The 17,569-nt window shown below is 64.2% G+C and carries 15 protein-coding genes, 1 pseudogene and 2 riboswitches; of the genes and pseudogenes, 12 read left to right on the top strand and 4 right to left on the bottom strand.

Features of this window, described 5'->3' with window-relative positions:
- From AAV94_RS03610 to AAV94_RS03600, 3 genes and pseudogenes are all read right to left on the bottom strand, one after another.
- Window positions 1-424: pseudogene (locus AAV94_RS03610) on the bottom strand (IS5-like element ISPa35 family transposase); the annotation flags it as partial.
- Between the two features lie 75 nt (window positions 425-499).
- Window positions 500-1,189: a thiaminase II gene (tenA, locus tag AAV94_RS03605; RefSeq protein ID WP_046740968.1), complete on the bottom strand. Its 690-nt coding sequence runs from the start codon at window positions 1,187-1,189 to the stop codon at window positions 500-502.
- 14 nt (window positions 1,190-1,203) lie between these two features.
- A complete protein-coding gene (locus tag AAV94_RS03600; RefSeq protein WP_046740967.1) occupies window positions 1,204-1,851 on the bottom strand; it encodes a TenA family protein in 648 nt (215 codons plus the stop codon).
- A 111-nt stretch (window positions 1,852-1,962) separates the two neighbouring features.
- A riboswitch (TPP riboswitch) is annotated at window positions 1,963-2,094 on the bottom strand.
- 213 nt (window positions 2,095-2,307) lie between these two features.
- Here AAV94_RS03600 and AAV94_RS03595 point away from each other — a divergent pair.
- Complete coding sequence (locus AAV94_RS03595) at window positions 2,308-2,493, top strand: DUF1328 domain-containing protein (RefSeq protein WP_046740966.1); 186 nt, start codon at window positions 2,308-2,310, stop codon at window positions 2,491-2,493.
- Window positions 2,494-2,744: 251 nt separating this feature from the next.
- Here the strand turns inward: AAV94_RS03595 and thiC are convergent, their stop codons facing one another.
- Entirely contained in the window at window positions 2,745-4,565 is a 1,821-nt protein-coding gene (gene thiC / locus AAV94_RS03590; RefSeq protein WP_046740965.1) for a phosphomethylpyrimidine synthase ThiC, read from the bottom strand.
- A 96-nt stretch (window positions 4,566-4,661) separates the two neighbouring features.
- Window positions 4,662-4,781: riboswitch (TPP riboswitch) on the bottom strand.
- Window positions 4,782-4,940: 159 nt separating this feature from the next.
- On the opposite strand from thiC, the gene AAV94_RS03585 reads away from it, so the two are divergent.
- The 11 genes from AAV94_RS03585 (at window position 4,941) to AAV94_RS03535 (ending at window position 17,307) form a co-directional block, all read left to right on the top strand.
- On the top strand, window positions 4,941-6,779 hold the full coding sequence (locus AAV94_RS03585; RefSeq protein ID WP_046740964.1) for an acyl-CoA dehydrogenase: 1,839 nt from the start codon (window positions 4,941-4,943) through the stop codon (window positions 6,777-6,779).
- Window positions 6,780-6,796: 17 nt separating this feature from the next.
- Window positions 6,797-7,114: a Dabb family protein gene (locus tag AAV94_RS03580; protein ID WP_046740963.1), complete on the top strand. Its 318-nt coding sequence runs from the start codon at window positions 6,797-6,799 to the stop codon at window positions 7,112-7,114.
- 42 nt (window positions 7,115-7,156) lie between these two features.
- Entirely contained in the window at window positions 7,157-7,951 is a 795-nt protein-coding gene (locus tag AAV94_RS03575; protein ID WP_046740962.1) for an SDR family oxidoreductase, read from the top strand.
- A gap of 26 nt (window positions 7,952-7,977) precedes the next feature.
- The gene (locus tag AAV94_RS03570) at window positions 7,978-8,376 is read left to right on the top strand and encodes a PaaI family thioesterase (RefSeq protein ID WP_046740961.1); all 399 of its coding nucleotides are present in this window, start codon (window positions 7,978-7,980) and stop codon (window positions 8,374-8,376) included.
- Between the two features lie 79 nt (window positions 8,377-8,455).
- Window positions 8,456-9,475 carry an NADP-dependent oxidoreductase gene (locus AAV94_RS03565; RefSeq protein WP_046740960.1) on the top strand — a complete coding sequence of 340 codons (1,020 nt, stop codon included), beginning with the start codon at window positions 8,456-8,458 and terminating at the stop codon, window positions 9,473-9,475.
- A 111-nt stretch (window positions 9,476-9,586) separates the two neighbouring features.
- Complete coding sequence (locus tag AAV94_RS03560; RefSeq protein WP_046740959.1) at window positions 9,587-10,504, top strand: SDR family oxidoreductase; 918 nt, start codon at window positions 9,587-9,589, stop codon at window positions 10,502-10,504.
- A 225-nt stretch (window positions 10,505-10,729) separates the two neighbouring features.
- Window positions 10,730-11,866: a PQQ-dependent sugar dehydrogenase gene (locus AAV94_RS03555; protein ID WP_046740958.1), complete on the top strand. Its 1,137-nt coding sequence runs from the start codon at window positions 10,730-10,732 to the stop codon at window positions 11,864-11,866.
- A gap of 355 nt (window positions 11,867-12,221) precedes the next feature.
- A complete protein-coding gene (locus AAV94_RS03550; protein WP_046740957.1) occupies window positions 12,222-12,782 on the top strand; it encodes a cytochrome b in 561 nt (186 codons plus the stop codon).
- A gap of 78 nt (window positions 12,783-12,860) precedes the next feature.
- Complete coding sequence (locus tag AAV94_RS03545) at window positions 12,861-13,436, top strand: YceI family protein (protein WP_046740956.1); 576 nt, start codon at window positions 12,861-12,863, stop codon at window positions 13,434-13,436.
- A 67-nt stretch (window positions 13,437-13,503) separates the two neighbouring features.
- Entirely contained in the window at window positions 13,504-14,082 is a 579-nt protein-coding gene (locus AAV94_RS03540) for a YceI family protein (protein WP_046740955.1), read from the top strand.
- A gap of 306 nt (window positions 14,083-14,388) precedes the next feature.
- Window positions 14,389-17,307, top strand: coding sequence for a valine--tRNA ligase (locus AAV94_RS03535; protein WP_046740954.1), 2,919 nt, complete (start codon window positions 14,389-14,391; stop codon window positions 17,305-17,307).
- Window positions 17,308-17,569 lie beyond the last annotated feature (262 nt).

The following is a 17,569-nucleotide window of genomic DNA, read 5'->3' as shown; positions in this document are numbered from 1 at the left end:
ATTCCGAGCCATGTTTCTTCGTTTTCCATTCGCCTTCGCCCAGCATCTTCACGCCGGTGCTGTCGACCAGCAGATGCAAGCCACCACGACTGGGGCGATAGGGTATGTTCACGGTCAGCGTTTTCTGGCGGCGGCAGACCGTGCTGTAGTCAGGCACGGGCCAATCCAGGCCCGCCAGATGCATCAGGCTCTGCACGAAACCGATGACTTGGCGCAACGGCAGGCCGAACAGCCCCTTGATGGTCAGGCAGAACTGGATGGCGGCATCGCTGAACGTCGGTGATCGACCGCGACGACCGGTGGGCTGGCCGTGCCATTGCATGTCACGATCCAGCCAGACCGAGAGCGAGCCTCTGGCCTTGAGGGCTGCGCTGTAATCTTTCCAGTTGGTGGTGCGGTATTGGGCGGCAGCGGGCTTGGTCATGGGTGCGCTAGCCTGCAGACTCGGGACGTTTGTGCAACAACGCCCAGGCTGCCAGCCACTGCGTGGCCGGCAGCCTCAGCGTTGGAGACAGGGTGTGTCTGCCGCCAGGTCAAAGCCCATCTGCCAGAAGTCGGCTTCCAGCCGGGAGGCGGTGGCAAAAATGGTCACGAGCTGGGCAAATCGTGCCTCGGTCATCGCCTGCCCGGCCAGGCGATCGATGTGGGCAATGGCCGCCTGGGCCGCCTGCTGGAACCCGTCACTGGCGTATTCGCTGATCCACTCCCGGTAGGGGTGCTCGGGATTGGCAAGTAATGCTGGTGCTAGCCGCCGGCCAATTTCGGCGTAGCCGATCATGCACGGTGCGAGTGCAACTTGCAGATCCAGCAAGTCACCAGTGTGGCCGCAATCGAGCACATAGCGGGTGTACGCAACGGTAGCGGTGTGCTCGGGCGTATGCTCTAACTGCTCGGGGCGAAGCCCCCAGCGTTCACACAGCCGCACATGCAGGTTCATTTCGTCCAGAATGGCGTTAAGGCCTGCGCGGGCAATCTGCATGTCTTCCAGTGTGCGGCTCTTGGTGATGGCCAGCGCGTAGGCGCGCGCATACTGGATCAGGAACAGATAGTCCTGGATCAGGTACTGGCGAAACACGGCTTCGGGCAGGGTGCCTGCTTCCATCTGCCGAATGAAGGGGTGGTCGACGTAGCGGGTCCAGTCCTCGATGGCGGCGGCTTTGATGCGTTCGAATGCGCAGATGGTGTTCATGGCCTGTCTCCTTTTCAAGCCGCATAAGCGGCATCGAAAAACGCCAGCTCGAGTGCCACGGCGCGGCCAAAGAAGTCATGCGCGATATCGGCACGGGCTGGACCTGTGCGATCAAGCTCCTCGCGCAGAAAGGCCACAAAGTCATTGAAGAACGGATTGTCGTGCAGCGTCACCCACTCGGCGTGCACGAAGTTCTCGGGCAGGGGCTTGCCGGCACGATCGCGGGTGGCCCAGTCCTGATACAGCCATTCCGCCACGTTGAGCACGGCCAGGATGGCGACGTAGTCACGCGTGGCGGCTGCCTCGCGCATCAGGGCCTGAAAGCCTTGCGTGGGGGCGCTGTCCGGTACGCTGGCGCGTTCGGCCTCGCTCACGCCAAGCGCTTCGAAGGCGCGCAGGAAGTAGGTGTTTTCATCGCCCGAGACCATGCCGGCAAACTGCCCGAAACGCAGCCGCGCTGCGAACGTGTCGGCGCACGCGATGGCACTGCCCAGCAACGTGAGAAAGCTGTCGAGAAAGCGGTGATCCTGCACCAGGTAGCGGGCCATGACGCTATCGGCGATGGTGCCGGCAAACAGCTCCTGAACGAAGCGATGCTGCACGGCCTGGTCCCATTGCGGTTGCTGGGCCTGACGGAGTTGTTCGGTAAAGCGCGAATGCATGGTTTCCTCGATGGTTGGTGAAACCGGATGCGCAGCTCGCGAGACGCACCGCGCCAATCAAGGCGCCGGATGTCGCTGCCTTGCTTGGCAGGCCATCCGTGAAGATCCCGTGCGATGGAATCGGTCCGTCCCTGCGCCGGCATGATCCGGATCAGGTTCAAAGGGTCACTGCACCGGCGGCGCCCACAGCGGCGCCGCCCATCAGTCTCTCAGCCCCTTGGCGGGACTCCCCTCGGTGACGCAGCGGCGCCGGGCGCCGCTGCGGCGTCCATCATAGCCGAGGGCGCAGTGGTCTGTCGGTCTTCTCCGACGCCGCAGATGCGGTGTTGCTGACGGGGTGTGGCACGGCGGCGAATTACCCTTGGTGTACACACACCCACGCCCGTCGCCGCGCGCCGGTGCCGATGGGGTTGCTGCAGGTCTGTGGGGATTGCGTCGCCAGAAAGGACAACCGTCATGCTGAAGTGGGCCATCATCTTTGCCGTCATTGCGCTGTTAGCCGGAGCGCTGGGTTTCTCTGGCGTTGCTGCCGGTGCCGCGGGGATTGCGAAGTTCCTGTTTGTGCTGTTTCTCATCGTCGCGGCCATTTTCATCGTGCTGGCGTTGCTGGGCATCGGTGCGGCGCGCGATGTGCTCAAGTGATGCCGGAGATGGCATTTCAGCGGCGCGCGCACGGCCAATGGGACGCTCCGGCCGTCGGTTTCGCGGAGGCGGTGGCAGGCTGGCTTGGCCCATCTGCCCGAATTTTTGTCGTTGGAAAGGGCTGCCGAGACGGTGGCGACCCAGCCGCTGCGCCACCCAGCGCCTGACCGCCCACGCATGCGGCCTGCACCTGCGGGGCATGGGCGATCTTGCCGCGGCACACGCGCTGGCGCCACGCGTTGGGAGCTCGCTCAGCGCTGCAGCTTCTCGAGCGCGTCTGCGGCCATGTAAAGATCGCCGCCGGCGCGGTATTTCAGTGCCATCGTCTGCATGCCTTGCTGGGCGCGGGCTTGTGCGCGGATGTCCTGGCTGATTTTCATCGAGCAGAACTTCGGCCCGCACATCGAGCAGAAATGCGCCAGCTTGTGCGCCTGCTTGGGCAGCGTTTCGTCATGGAAGGCGCGTGCCGTATCGGGATCGAGCGAGAGGTTGAACTGGTCCTCCCAGCGGAACTCGAAGCGCGCGCGCGACAGGGCGTCGTCGCGTATTCTGGCCGCGGGATGGCCCTTGGCCAGATCAGCAGCGTGTGCGGCGATCTTGTAGGTGATGACACCGGTTTTCACATCGTCGCGATCGGGCAGGCCCAGATGCTCCTTGGGTGTCACATAGCACAGCATGGCCGTGCCGAACCAGCCGATCATGGCTGCGCCGATGGCACTGGTGATGTGGTCGTAGCCAGGCGCGATGTCGGTGGTCAGCGGCCCGAGTGTGTAGAACGGCGCCTCGCCGCAGATGGCCAGCTGCCTGTCCATGTTCTCCTTGATCTTGTGCATGGGCACGTGGCCCGGGCCTTCGATCATCACCTGGCAGTCGTGCCGCCAGGCGATCTGCGTCAGCTCGCCGAGCGTTTGCAGCTCGGCGAACTGCGCGGCGTCATTGGCATCGGCGATGGAGCCCGGCCGCAGGCCGTCGCCCAGTGAGAATGCCACATCGTAGGTGCGGCAGATGGCGCAGATCTCCTCGAAATGCTCGTAGAGAAAGCTTTCGCGGTGGTGGTGCAGGCACCACTTGGCCATGATCGAGCCGCCGCGCGAGACGATGCCGGTGACGCGCTCTGCGGTGAGCGGGATGTGGCGCAGCCGCACCCCGGCGTGGATGGTGAAATAGTCCACGCCCTGCTCGGCCTGCTCAATCAGCGTATCGCGAAAAATCTCCCAGGTGAGGTCCTCGGCCACGCCCCCGACCTTCTCCAGCGCCTGGTACAGCGGCACCGTGCCGATGGGCACCGGCGCGTTGCGGATGATCCATTCGCGGATGTTGTGGATGTTGCGTCCGGTGGACAGGTCCATCACCGTATCTGCGCCCCAGCGGATGGCCCAGACCATTTTCTCGACCTCTTCGGCCATCGACGAAGTGACGGCCGAGTTGCCGATGTTGGCATTGATCTTGACCAGGAAGTTGCGGCCGATGACCATTGGCTCGGATTCCGGGTGGTTGATGTTGGCGGGAATGATGGCGCGTCCGCGCGCCACCTCCTCACGCACGAACTCTGGCGTGACCTCGTCGGGGATGGCTGCGCCAAAGCCCTGGCCATCACGCGCGAGGTGCCTGCGCGCCTGTGCGCGGCCGAGATTCTCGCGAATGGCAACGAACTCCATCTCCGGCGTGATGATGCCCGCGCGCGCGTACGCTAGTTGGGTGACGGCCCGGCCATCGCGTGCGCGCAGCGGAAGGTGGCGCAAGGGAAACTCCGGCGAGCGCTGGTCGGCGGGCACGAGGCCATTGTCCGCAGGCGCCACCGGCCGGCCAGCATAGGCCTGCACATCGCCGCGTGCGGCGATCCAGCCTGCGCGCAGACGCGGCAGTCCTTGGGCGATGGCGATGTGGGCCGCCGGGTCGGTATAGGGGCCGGAGGCGTCGTAGACCGTCACCGGCGGTTCCCCGGCATCGGCATGCAGCGCGATCTCGCGCATGGGCACGCGGATGTCGGGATGCAGCACGCCGTGCCTGAACACCTTGGTGGAAGCCGGCAGCGGCCCGGTGGTGACGGAAGGGGCGGGAAGAGATGTCATGTGGAGGCTCCTTGCTGTGCAAACAACGGAGACCCAGCTCTGACGGGAAGGGAAAAATGCCCGACAAGTCCCATGCAGCAATCGTCGTGCATGGCCCGCGAGACATTCGCACCGTCCCTACGCCAGTGTGAACTGGATCAGGTTCAAAGGGTCACTGCGCTGCCTTGCGGCCCAGCAGAATCTCAGCCCCTTGACGGGACCCCCCTGGTGAGTCGCGCAGCGTAAGCACTCCTGCGCGCCCTGTCAACCACGGGAGCCTGCGATGCCGACAACGCGTGGTGCGCCACCTGCCGCTGGCAGTTGCGCAGGTGACTGCCGCGGCGAGACAGGCGCGTTACGATGGCCTCGCCCCCTCGTTGTGGAGGACGTTTTGGCATGGCGCTGCGCGACACCCTGGAATTTCTGCTCTACGACTGGCTCGATGCCGAGGCGCTGACGCGGCGACCACGCCATGCCGACCATTCGCGCGAGACCTTCAACGCCGTGCTGGAGACGGCCGAGCGCATTGCGCGCGAGAAGTTCGCGCCGTTCAATCGTCTGGTCGATAGCGACGAGCCACGCTTTGACGGCGAGAAGGTGATCCTGCCGCGCGCCACCTACGAGGCACGTGAGGCCTACGCGGCATCGGGCCTGCTCAGCGCCGCGCAGGACTACGCCATTGGCGGCATGCAGCTGCCATTTTTGTTGGAGTCTGCCGCCAACACCTTCTTCGCCAAGGCGTCGGTCAGCATCGGCGCGAATATGCTGACCAGCGGTAACGCCAACCTGTTGATGGCGCATGGTTCGGCGCTGCAGCAAACGGTTTTTGCGCACAACGCATTCAACGGGCGCTTTACCGGCACCATGTGCCTGTCCGAGCCGCAGGCCGGTTCTTCGCTCAGCGACGTGGCCACGCGCGCCACGCCTGACGGCGAGGATTACGAGAGCGAGCCACTGGGTCCGCGCTATCGCCTGCGCGGCCACAAGATGTGGATCTCCGCCGGTGATCATGAGCTGGCCGAGAACATCGTGCACCTGGTGCTGGCGAAGATCCCGGACGCCAGAGGTCAGCTGGTGCCGGGCGTCAAGGGCCTTTCGCTGTTCATCGTGCCCAAGCATCTGGTGGATGTTCATGGGCAGCTGACTGGCGAGCGCAACGATGTGGCGCTGGCGGGCCTGAACCACAAGCTGGGTTGGCGCGGCACCACCAATACGCTGCTGAATTTCGGCGAGGGGCGCTATCCCGTGCGGGGTGCGGCAGGGGCCATCGGGTATCGCGTTGGCGCACCGGGCGACGGCTTGCGCCTCATGTTCCACATGATGAACGAGGCGCGTATTGCCATCGGCATGGCCGCGACCATGCTCGGCTATGCAGGCTATGAAGCGAGTCTCGAATATGCCAAAGTCCGCCCGCAGGGTCGGCTGCCCGGCGCGGCAGGCAAGAATGCGGCGATGCCGCAGGTGCCCATCATCGCGCACGCCGATGTGCGGCGTATGCTGCTGGCCCAGAAGGCGTATGCGGAAGGTGCGCTGGCGTTGAACCTGCTGGCCGCGCGCCTGGTGGATGAGCAGCATACGGGCGCGCCTGCCGGTGCAGACGACGCGCGCCTGCTGCTGGAGGTGCTCACCCCCATTGCCAAGAGCTGGCCCAGCGAATGGTGTCTGGAAGCCAACTCGTTGGCCATACAGGTGCACGGCGGCTACGGCTATACGCGCGATTTTCCGGTCGAGCAATACTGGCGTGACAACCGCCTGAACATGATCCACGAAGGCACGCACGGCATTCAGGCCAACGACCTGCTGGGGCGCAAGGTGCGCATGGAAGGCGGGCGCGGCCTGCAGCTGTTGACGGCGCGCATCCAATCCACCGTGCGGCGCGCCAGCGACCATGCGGCACTGCAGCCCTGGGCGCGGCAACTGGAGCAGGCGTGGCAGCAGGTGCTGCAGGCCACCGAGCAGGCCTGGCAGTGGGCGCAGGTCGAGGGCAGTCCCACCCGCACGCTGGCTAATGCCGTCCCGTACATGCAGGCTTTTGGTCATGGTGTACTGGCATGGATATGGCTTGATGTAGCCACGGTGGCGCAAGCCGCTGCGGCACAATCGACGGCGGCGCAGGGCCGGCTGGCCTGCACGCGCTATTTCTTCCATTACGAACTGCCCAAGATCGGTGCCTGGCTGCAGGTGGTGGCGCAAGGCGACACCACCTGCATCGACGTGCCGCTGGAGGCGTTCTGACGTTTCAGACTTCCGACATGACCATCAAGCACATCGTGATGTGGCAACTGCATGAGCAGGCCGCAGGCGCCGACCGCGCCACCAACATGCAACGCCTCAAGGACAAACTGCTGGCCTGCGCCGATCTGGTGCCGGGCACGCTGCGATTCGAGGTCGCCACCGCTGCCGAAGCGCAGGCCAAGGGCCTGGAGGCGACCTATGACGTGGTGCTCTACAGTGAATTCGAGAGCAAGGCTGCCCTGGATGCTTACCAGAACCATCCGGAGCATGTCGCCATCAAGGATTTCGTCGGTGCAGTGCGTTCGGCGCGCCAGTGCATGGATTACGAGAGCTAAGACCGTAAGACCGCAAATCAACATCACAACAAGGAGACAGGCATGGCGCGCACCGTAGGACAATTGTTTGATCTGGCCGGCAAGACCGCTTTGGTGACCGGCGGCTCGCGCGGGCTGGGCCTGCAGATGGCCCACGCGCTTGGCGAAGCGGGTGCGCGTGTACTCATCAGTGCGCGCAAGGCGGCTGAGCTGGAGGCGGCCGCCGCCGAGCTGCAGGCTGCCGGCATCGATGCCCAGTGGTTCGCCGCTGATGCGGCTGAACCCGAGGCGATCGCGCACCTGGCCGCGCACGCACGCCAGCAGCTCGGGGAGGTGGACATCCTCGTCAACAACGCCGGCGCAACCTGGGGCGCTCCGGCCGAAGAACATCCCTTGGCAGCGTGGGACAAGGTCATGAATCTCAACGTGCGGGGCTATTTTCTGCTCAGTCAGGCCCTGGCCAGGCAGGGCATGATTGCACGCCGCGCCGGCAGCATCATCAACCTGGCTTCCATTGCAGGTTTGGGCGGCAATCCGCCGCAGATGACGACCATTGCCTACAACACGTCCAAGGGAGCGGTTATCAACTTCACACGGGCGCTGGCGGCCGAGTGGGGCCAGTACGGCATCCGCGTCAATGCGATCTGTCCCGGCTTTTTCCCCAGCAAGATGACGGCCGGCACGCTCGCGCAGATGGGGGGAGAGGATGCCGTGGCCACGCATGCGCCCCTGCGCCGCCTGGGCGATGATGAGGACCTCAAGGGCATCACCTTGCTATTTGCCAGTGATGCCGGCAAGCACATCACCGGCCAGTGGCTGGCTGTCGATGGCGGCGTCACCGCCGTCAGTGGCGGCTGAACGGCTGTGGGATGCAAGGAGCAACCATGACGCAGCGCGGCTTCACTGTTCCCTTCATCGAGCACCTCGGCATCGAATTCGTCGAGTACGGCGCGGGACAGTCGCATCTGCGCATGTTGCCGCGGCCAGAGCACATGAATGCCTATGGCATGGCCCACGGTGGCGTGGTGATGACGCTGTTGGATGTGACCATGGCCTTTGCCGCGTTGGAGCCGCAGACACCTGAGGTGGGCGCCATCACGGTGGAGATGAAGACCGCATTCCTGCGGCCTGCCACCGGTGCGCTGACTGGCCGCGGGCAGGTGCTGCACCGTACGCGTACGCTCGTGTTTCTGGAGGCCAGTGTTTTCAATGAACAAGGCCAGGTCTGTGCCAAGGCCAGCGGCACCTTTGTGCTCAAGCAGCGTCCGTCGGCCGCGACCTGACCCGTGTGCCATGCGAGCTGCTGACGGATTCAGGTTGCCAGGCCGAATTTACGCAATCACCTATTAACAAGGAGCTCCCATGCCCATCAATCGCCAGATCGTGCTCGACAACCGCCCTCAGGGCGAAGCCAGTGTCCAGAACTTCCGTCTGGTCACCAGTGAGACGCCCCCGTTGCAGGAAGGGCAGGTGCTGGTGCGCCATCACTTCCTCAGCCTGGACCCCTACATGCGCGGGCGCATGAATGACTCCAAGAGTTATGCGGCATCGCAGCCGCTGGGCGAGGTCATGATCGGCGGCACCGTGGGCGAGATCGTAGAGAGCCGCCATGAAGGCTATTGCGTGGGTGACAAGGTCGTCGGGATGGGCGGCTGGCAGGAATACAGTGTCGTCGATGCGAATCAGTCCGGCGTGCTGCGCAAGGTCGACACCAGCCGGGTGCCGCTGTCGGCCTATCTGGGCGCTGTCGGCATGCCGGGCGTGACGGCCTATTACGGGCTGGTGCATATCCTTGAACCCAAGGCTGGTCAGACGGTGACCGTTACTGCGGCGGCTGGTGCAGTTGGCAGCGCCTATGCCGCGCTGGCCAAGGCACGGGGCTGTCGTGTCGTCGGCATCGCCGGTGGCTATGAGAAGTGCCGCTATGCCACGCAGGAGCTCGGTTACGACGCCTGTATTGATTACAAGGAGCACCGCAATGAGGTGCGCTCGCTCAGTCAGGCGCTCAGGGATGCGTGCCCGGATGGCATTGATGGCCATTTCGAGAATGTCGGTGGCTGGATCATGGACGCGGTCATGCTGCGCATGAACGCCTTCTCTCGCATGGCCCTGTGCGGCCTGATCGCTGGCTATGACGGCCAACCGGTGCCAATGGCCAACCCGTCGCTGATTCTCATCAACCGCATGCGCATCGAAGGTTTCATTGTCAGCGAGCAGATGCAGGTCTGGCCCGCCGCCCTCAAGGAATTGGGAGAGTTGGTGGCAGAGGGCAAGCTGCGTCCGCGCGAGTCCATTGCGCAGGGCATCGAGGCAGCGCCGGAAGCCTTCATCGGCATGCTCAAGGGCAGGAACTTCGGCAAACAGCTCGTCAAGCTGCTGTGAACCGGTTCTTCGGCCGGTGCGCGTGGCTGGCCGCCGCGCCGCGCGCTGCCCGGAGGGCGCTTGCCAAGACGCACGATCGCCATGCACTAGCAACAACCAGGGAGACAACCCATGCTGACCGAATTCGAGGGCCGAACGGCCGTGTTGACCGGGGCCGGTTCCGGTTTTGGCCTTGAATGCGCACGGATCGCTGCAGCGCGCGGCATGCATCTGGTGCTGGTGGATGTGCAGGCCGAGGCACTGGCCCAGACAGAGGCGGAACTGGTGCCCATCGTCCGCGCGCATGGTGCAAGCCTCATGGCGTGCTCCGTGGATGTCAGCGATGGCAAGGCCATGCAGGCGCTGGCTGCGCAGGTGCAGGCACGATATGGCGCGCCGCACTTCGTGTTCAACAACGCGGGTGTCTCCGCCGGTGGCCTGGTGTGGGAGAACACGCTGGCCGAGTGGCAGTGGGTGCTCGGCGTCAACCTCATGGGTGTCGTGCACGGCGTGCATTGGTTCACGCCCATGATGCTGGCCGCGGCCAAGGCTGATGCCGGCTGGCAGGGGCATATCGTCAACACCGCCAGCATGGCCGGTCTGCTGACGCCGCCCAACATGGGGATTTACAACGTCAGCAAGCATGCCGTGGTGGCGCTGACCGAAACACTCTACCAGGACCTGAAGCTGGTGACCCAGCAGATAGGTGCCAGCGTGCTGTGTCCCTACTTCGTGCCCACCGGCATCGTCGACAGCGCGCGCCTGCGCCCGCAGCACGCAGCGCAGGGCACTGCGACTGCCAGCCAGCGCGTCGGTGAGGCCATGGCCAGAAAGGCCGTGCAATCGGGCAAGGTCACAGCCGCGCAGGTGGCGCAAATGATTTTCGAGGCGCTGGCCACCGACCAGTTCTACATCTACAGCCACCCGCACGCACTCGGTGCGGTGCAGAGTCGGCTGGAGGATGTGCTGCAGGGGCGCAACCCTTCCGATCCCTTTGCCCACAAGCCGGAGCTGGGCGCGCAACTGCGTGCACAGCTGCGCCAGCCGTGACGCGCAAAGTCCACGAACGCGTGGGGCTATGGCAGTCTCGGCGATTTTGGTCTGGCTGATCGTTCGCAAAGTCCACGAACGCGTGGGGCTATGCGTCGCCTGACTGCGCGGCCAATCGGGTAAGGTTGGCCCGTGCGCGCGCCCATGGCGCATGCGCTCCGGGGCGCGCAAATGGCCGCAAGCGCCCCGTGGCGTGCGCGTTGACCGGAAAAGGAGTGATGTCCCATGCGTCCTTTGTTGATCATTTCCGTGGTGGCCGCGCTGATTGCCGCCTGCACGCAGGCTGGTTCGGCAGCTGAGAAGGCGCCAGCACCCATTGCCCCCGAGGCCGTCTTCGAGGTCAGCGAAGTGGCCCGATTCGACGAGCCGTGGGCGATGGCTTTCCTGCCTGATGGGCGCCTGCTGGTGACCGAGCGCCCGGGGCGGCTGTTGCTGGTCGATCCCACCGATGTGGCGGCGGCCATTTCGGTTGCAGGCGTGCCGCAGGTGGTCTATGCAGGGCAGGGTGGGCTGGGGGACGTGGTGCTTCACCCCGGGTTCTCCGAAAATCGATGGGTCTACCTGAGCTATGCCGAAGCGGGAGATGGCGGCACGAGCGGCGCTGCGATTGCGCGCGCCCGGCTGGTCGAGCAGGCCGGGGCGGCCAGCCTTGAAGGCCTGCAGGTGATCTGGCGGCAGGTACCCAAGGTCACGGGGCGCGGACACTATGGCCATCGCATGGCGTTCGATGCGCAGGGCAAGCTCTGGGTGACGTCGGGCGATCGCCAGAAGTTCGATCCGGCGCAGGACATGACGTCCAACCTTGGCAAGGTGCTGCGCCTCAACGACGACGGCACCCCTGCCGTCGGCAATCCCTTTGCCGATCAGGCAGGCGTGGCCGCCGAGATCTGGTCGCTGGGCCACCGCAATCCGCTGGGCATCGCGTTCGACGGTGATGGCAGGCTCTGGGTCAACGAAATGGGGCCACGCGGCGGCGATGAGCTCAACCTCATCGAACGCGGCGAAAACTACGGCTATCCCGAGGTGTCCAACGGCAATCATTACAGCGGTCTGCCCATCCCGGACCACGACACGCGGCCTGAATTCAGAGCCCCGGTGCTGTGGTGGACGCCGGTGATTTCGCCTTCGAGCATGATGGTCTACGCGGGAGACATGTTCCCTGACTGGCGGGGCGACGCCTTTATCGGCGGCCTGTCGTCCCGGTCGCTGGTACGCGTGGATCTGCAAGGCGAATCCGCGCACGAGGCGCAGCGCTTTGCGATGGGCGCGCGCATCCGGGCCGTGGCACAGGCGTTGGATGGCGCCATCTGGGTGCTCGAAGATGGCGCTGATGCGCGCCTGCTGCGGCTGACCGTCCGCTAGCACCGCAGCAGCGCAAGGTGGCCTGCAGGGGGGCACAACACCCTTGCGCAAGCGCCATGGGCGCGGCATTGCTGGCTCGCGGACTGGCGGTCCCCCGGGCCGGTTTCCGGCGCGCCCTGGCAGGCGCGTCGGGCCTGCCCGCACAAGGATTTTTGCAATCTGAGGGTGGGATTATCGTCTCGATTTTGTAAACAGTATGTTTCACTGTTGTTGCCAGGGGAACTATCTGTTGCGCGGCGTTCTCTTTATCGGGCTTCGTGACTGCCGCAGTATTGCGACTGGGCGTAGGGGCATCGTGTGCACCGCGACCACTCGGTTTTCCAAAAAAATGCATCTCCCCGATGAGCCCCGGCTTATGACACTTCCAGATCCCTCGCGCACCGAGCGCTACAGTCCGCCTGCGATGCTGCTGCACTGGCTGCTTGGCGCAGCCATCGTATTCCTGTTCTTCTTTGGCCTCTACATGGTGAACCTGCCGTTCTCGCCGCAGAAGCTCAAGTTCATCAATTGGCACAAGTGGATAGGCATGCTGATTCTCACGCTTTCCGCAGTGCGTCTGCTGGTGCGTCTCGTGCGGCGCCCGCCCGCACTGCCGGCGCAGGTGGAGCGAGCCATGCCACGCTGGCAACACATTGCCCACCACGGCACGCACCATGCCATGTATCTGCTGTTCTTTGTCGTGCCGTTGCTGGGCTGGGCCTACAGCTCGGCAGCGGGCTTTCCGATCGTGCTGTTCGGCCAGCTGCCGTTGCCGGATCTGGTATCGCCCGATGCCGTGCTGGCGCAGGCGCTCAAGCCCTGGCACAAGTGGGCCGCGTTTGCGTTGATGGGGCTGGTTGCGCTGCATGTGGCAGCCGTGGTCAAACACCAGCTCATTGACCGCGATGGCTTGCTCAGGCGCATGCTGCCCTGGTAGCTGTGGGCACGCCGTCTGTCACGTGGCCGTGGGCGCCATGCCGGACTTTTTTCTTCGACTCTCTGTGGAATCCATGACATGCGTAAACACTTTCTGAACACAGTGGCCATCGCCACGACGAGCCTGGTGCTGGGACAGATCCCCGCGGTGTGGGCGCAGCAGCTCGTGCCAGCGCAAAGCGAGATTACCTTCACCTTCCATCAGATGGGTGTGCCTGTGACCGGCAAGTTCCAGCGCTTTGCCGCCGAGATCGCACTTGATCCCGCGCAGCTGGAGACGAGTCGCGTCAAGATCGACGTGGACACTGCCAGCGCCACCATCGGCAATGCCGAGACGGATGCGGAACTCATCAAGGCCGACTGGTTCAATACCGCGGCATTTCCGCATGCCACCTTCGAGTCCACCGCCATCAAGGCCACGGGCGACAACGCGTACGAGGCCACCGGCACCCTGACCATCAAGGGCGAACAGCGCCAGGTCAGTGTGCCTGTCAAGCTTGACTACGACGGCAGCGTCGCCGTGGCCACCGGCTCGGTGCCGATCGAACGGCTGGCCTTCAAGATCGGCGATGGTGCCTGGAGCGATACCTCCATGGTTGCCAACGAGGTGCAGGTCAACTTCAAGCTCACGCTCGACGGCATGACCGCGCCCTGACCGTGCGGCGCCTCGGACACCCCTATCCATTTTTTTAACCACCCACCACTTCTGAGGAGAGAGAACCATGCGCAAAATCCTTTTGACTGCAGCAGCCGCCGCCACTTTCGCGGCCATGGCACCGGCCATGGCCGCGACCTACAACATCGACCCGACACACACGTTCGTGACGTTCGAGATCGATCACATGGGCACCTCCACCAACCGCGGTCGCTTTGACAACATCGAGGGCAGCATCGCGTTCGATCGTGCAGCCAAGACGGGCAAGGCTGACATCACCGTCCACATCAACTCGGTCGATACTGGCACGCCGGGCTTTGACAAGCACCTGCAATCGGATGACATCTTCAAGGCGGCTACGCATCCGGTGGCGCGCTTTGTCAGCGACGAGTTCGTGTTCGATGGCGATACGCTGCAGGCAGTCAAGGGGCAGCTGACGATGCTGGGCCAGACGCATCCCGTGACGCTGGAGGCGCAGAAGTTCAACTGCTACGAGAACAGAATGCTGCAGGGCCGCGAGACTTGCGGTGGTGACTTCGTTGCCACGATCGACCGCAGCCTGTGGGGCGTGGATTACGGCATGAGCTTTGGCGTGCCCAAGGAAGTGAAGGTGATTGTCCAGATCGAGGCGGCCAAGGTCGACTGAGTGCCGACGGGGCAGGCTCTGTCGCCGGCATTGGCCTGGCCCTGTGGCGGTGCGTCCTGCGCCCGTTGATTGCGGCGCCGACAGGCGCGCCGATACCTCCATGACAAAGACCGCCCCATGGGGCGGTCTTTGTCATGGAGGGGGCGTGCAATGCGCGGGAGCGCATGCCCGTTGTAGGCGACTGTGGCCCGGTAGAATCGCCGTCTTTCCCAGTATTGTTGATGCGGTGTTGTCCGCCTTGGCCCGGAAGCGCATGCCTGACGCGGTAGCGCCTCACCGCGGCGGCCTTGCTGCAGTCCATTGACCATGAACCCAAACACCCCCGTTCAACCCGGCCTGCAAAGCCTTGCCAAATCGTTTGAGCCCGCCGAGATCGAGCGGGTCTGGGGGCCCGAGTGGGAGCGGCGCGGCTATGGCCGCGCCGGCTACCGTGGCACCGGCAGGCCTGATCCCGAAGCTGCTGCAGCCGGCAAGAACTTTGCCATTCAGCTGCCGCCGCCCAATGTGACGGGCACGCTGCACATGGGCCACGCCTTCAACCAGACGGTGATGGATGCGCTCACGCGCTACCACCGCATGCGCGGCTACAACACGGCCTGGATTCCGGGCACGGACCACGCCGGCATTGCCACGCAGATCGTTGTCGAGCGCCAGCTGCAGCAGCAGGGCCTCCGCCGCCATGACATGGGACCCACGCCGGAGGAGGCGCGCAAGAACTTCGTCGCCAAGGTGTGGGAATGGAAGGAAAAATCCGGCAACACCATCACCAACCAGATGCGCCGCATCGGCGCCACGGTGGATTGGAGCCGTGAGTACTTCACCATGGACGAGGCGCGCTCCAAGGCCGTGATGGAGGTCTTCGTGCAGCTGTACCAGCAGGGCCTGATCTATCGTGGCAAGCGGCTGGTGAACTGGGATCCGCAACTCAAGACGGCGGTGTCGGATCTGGAGGTGGAAAGCGTCGAGTCCGATGGCAAGATGCATTACATCACCTACCCGTTTGTCGATGGCCCGCAAGTCATCGAAGGCGAGCAAAGGCGCGGTATGACGATTGCCACCACCCGGCCGGAGACGATGATGGCCGACGGTGCGCTGGCCGTGCATCCAGAAGATGCGCGCTACAAGCACCTGGTGGGCAAGCTGGTGCAGCTGCCGTTGATGGATCGCAACATCCCCATCATTGCCGATGATTTTGTGGATCGCGATTTCGGCTCCGGTGTCGTCAAGATCACCGGCGCGCACGACTTCAACGATTACGCCTGCGCCTTGCGCCATGACCTGCCGCTGATCACAATCTTCACGCTGGATGCTCACGTCAACGAAAACGGCCCCAAAGCCTACCAGGGCATGGACCGTTTCGAGGCGCGCAAGGCCGTGGTGCGTGATTTGGAGGCCGGCGGCTTCCTTGAGGCCATCAAGCCGCACAAGATGATGCTGCCCATCTGCACGCGCACCGGCCAGGTCGTCGAGCCCATGCTGACCGACCAGTGGTTTGTCGCCATGACCAAGCCCGATGCCAGCGGCAGGAGCATTGCCGACAAGGCCATCGATGCCGTGCGCAGCGGTGCCACGCAGTTCGTGCCGGAGAACTGGATCAACACCTTCAACCAGTGGATGAACAACATCCAGGACTGGACGATCTCGCGCCAGCTCTGGTGGGGCCACCAGATTCCCGCCTGGTACGACGAGGACGGCAACGTTTACGTCGCGCGCAGTGAGGCCGAGGCGCAGGTGCAGGCGCCCGGCAAGACATTGCGCCGCGACCCGGACGTGCTCGATACCTGGTTCTCCTCCGCGCTGGTGCCGTTTTCCACCATGGGCTGGCCGGGCGGCGAGCGCGCCGACGATCCGCTGTCGGACTTCAACCTGTACCTGCCTTCCTCCGTATTGGTGACGGGCTACGACATCATCTTCTTCTGGGTCGCCCGGATGATCATGATGACCGAGCAGTTCACGGGCAAGGTGCCTTTCCGGCATATCTACATGCATGGCCTGGTGCGCGATGCGCAGGGCAAGAAGATGAGCAAGTCCGAAGGCAACGTGCTCGATCCCGTCGACCTCATTGACGGCATTGCGCTGGAGCCCTTGCTGGAAAAGCGCACCACCGGCCTGCGCCGGCCCGAAACCGCGCCGCAGGTCATCAAGAACACCAAGAAGGAATTCCCGGACGGCATTCCCGCCTATGGCGCCGATGCGCTGCGCTTTACCTTCGCCGCGCTGGCCTCGCTGGGGCGCAACATCAACTTCGACAGCAAGCGCTGCGAGGGCTACCGCAACTTCTGCAACAAGCTCTGGAACGCCAGCCGGTTTGTGTTGATGAACTGCGAGGGCTACGACTGTGGCGCAGATGCCGCTGCCGCGGACATTGCCGCGGCGCGCAGCAGCGCCGACAAATGGATCGTCTCGCTGCTGCAGAAGGTCGAGGCCCAGGTGGCGCAGGGCTTTGCCGAATACCGCCTGGACAACGTGGCCAACGCCATCTACGAATTCGTCTGGAACGAGTTTTGCGACTGGTATCTGGAGATCGCCAAGACCCAGCTGCAAGGCGGTGATGCAGCGCAGCAGCGCGCCACGCGTGCCACCTTGATCCGCGTGCTGGAGGCCGTGCTGCGGCTGGCCCATCCGCTGATTCCGTTCGTGACCGAGGCCCTGTGGCAGGTGGTGGCGCCGGTTGCCGGAAAGCCGGGCGAGTCGGTGGCGATTGCGCAATACCCCGAGTCCAACCCGGCCTTCATCGATGAGGTGGCTGAAGCCGAAATGGCCCAGGTCAAGGCGCTGGTCGATGCCTGCCGCAATCTGCGTGGCGAGATGGGTATCTCTCCGGCGCAGCGGGTACCGTTGCTGGCAACCGCTAGTGATGCAGCCAGCTTGCAGCGCCTGCAGGCCGCAGCACCAGCACTCCAGGCGTTGGCGAAACTGAGTGAAGTGCAGGTGTTTGCCGACGAATCTGCCTGGAGCCAGGCCGCAGCGGCTGCACCGGTTGCCGTGGTGGGCGAGGCGCGCCTGTGCCTGTTCGTGGAGGTCGACGTGGCCGCGGAAAAGGCCCGCCTTGCCAAGGAGATCGCGCGCCTGGAAGGCGAGGTCAAGAAGGCGCAGGCGAAACTGGCCAACGAGAACTTCGTGGCCAAGGCCCCCCCTGCGGTGATTGCGCAGGAGCAAGAGCGCGTGGCCAGTTTCGGGGCCACGCTGGCACGGCTGCGCGACCAGCTGGCGCGGCTTGGATGACGTCCGCGCAAAGGAAGATGGCGCGTGGCGTGCGCAAGGCGTACAATCGCGCGCCATGGAATTTCTGGATATTGGCGTGATTATTTGCCTACCGGGCCTTGCGGCTTAGGTAGGTTTCTCCGATGGCGTGACACAGCAGCGATTGCGCGATTGACAGGACTTCCTCCCCGAGCCCGCAGGCCCACCGCTTGCGGGTTTTTTTGTTGTTGAAAAAGGGTTTTTGCCACGCCCGCGTACTGTGACGCAGGCAGCGGCAGCCATC

It is taken from the genome of Lampropedia cohaerens (assembly GCF_001005215.1).
GTDB classification, from domain to species: Bacteria; Pseudomonadota; Gammaproteobacteria; order Burkholderiales; family Burkholderiaceae_C; genus Lampropedia; species Lampropedia cohaerens.
This window is presented reverse-complemented; position numbering and strand designations above follow the sequence as displayed.

Bases quoted from the DNA above. Each gene is read 5' to 3' on its own strand.
- AAV94_RS03570 (WP_046740961.1), top strand. From the start codon at position 7,978: ATGACGCAGCGCGGCTTCACTGTTCCCTTCATCGAGCACCTCGGCATC.
- AAV94_RS03565 (WP_046740960.1), top strand. From the start codon at position 8,456: ATGCCCATCAATCGCCAGATCGTGCTCGACAACCGCCCTCAGGGCGAA.
- AAV94_RS03550 (WP_046740957.1), top strand. From the start codon at position 12,222: ATGACACTTCCAGATCCCTCGCGCACCGAGCGCTACAGTCCGCCTGCG.
- AAV94_RS03575 (WP_046740962.1), top strand. From the start codon at position 7,157: ATGGCGCGCACCGTAGGACAATTGTTTGATCTGGCCGGCAAGACCGCT.
- AAV94_RS03600 (WP_046740967.1), bottom strand. From the start codon at position 1,851: ATGCATTCGCGCTTTACCGAACAACTCCGTCAGGCCCAGCAACCGCAA.
- AAV94_RS03585 (WP_046740964.1), top strand. From the start codon at position 4,941: ATGGCGCTGCGCGACACCCTGGAATTTCTGCTCTACGACTGGCTCGAT.
- AAV94_RS03535 (WP_046740954.1), top strand. From the start codon at position 14,389: ATGAACCCAAACACCCCCGTTCAACCCGGCCTGCAAAGCCTTGCCAAA.
- tenA (WP_046740968.1), bottom strand. From the start codon at position 1,189: ATGAACACCATCTGCGCATTCGAACGCATCAAAGCCGCCGCCATCGAG.
- AAV94_RS03545 (WP_046740956.1), top strand. From the start codon at position 12,861: ATGCGTAAACACTTTCTGAACACAGTGGCCATCGCCACGACGAGCCTG.
- AAV94_RS03555 (WP_046740958.1), top strand. From the start codon at position 10,730: ATGCGTCCTTTGTTGATCATTTCCGTGGTGGCCGCGCTGATTGCCGCC.
- AAV94_RS03540 (WP_046740955.1), top strand. From the start codon at position 13,504: ATGCGCAAAATCCTTTTGACTGCAGCAGCCGCCGCCACTTTCGCGGCC.
- AAV94_RS03580 (WP_046740963.1), top strand. From the start codon at position 6,797: ATGACCATCAAGCACATCGTGATGTGGCAACTGCATGAGCAGGCCGCA.
- AAV94_RS03595 (WP_046740966.1), top strand. From the start codon at position 2,308: ATGCTGAAGTGGGCCATCATCTTTGCCGTCATTGCGCTGTTAGCCGGA.
- AAV94_RS03560 (WP_046740959.1), top strand. From the start codon at position 9,587: ATGCTGACCGAATTCGAGGGCCGAACGGCCGTGTTGACCGGGGCCGGT.
- thiC (WP_046740965.1), bottom strand. From the start codon at position 4,565: ATGACATCTCTTCCCGCCCCTTCCGTCACCACCGGGCCGCTGCCGGCT.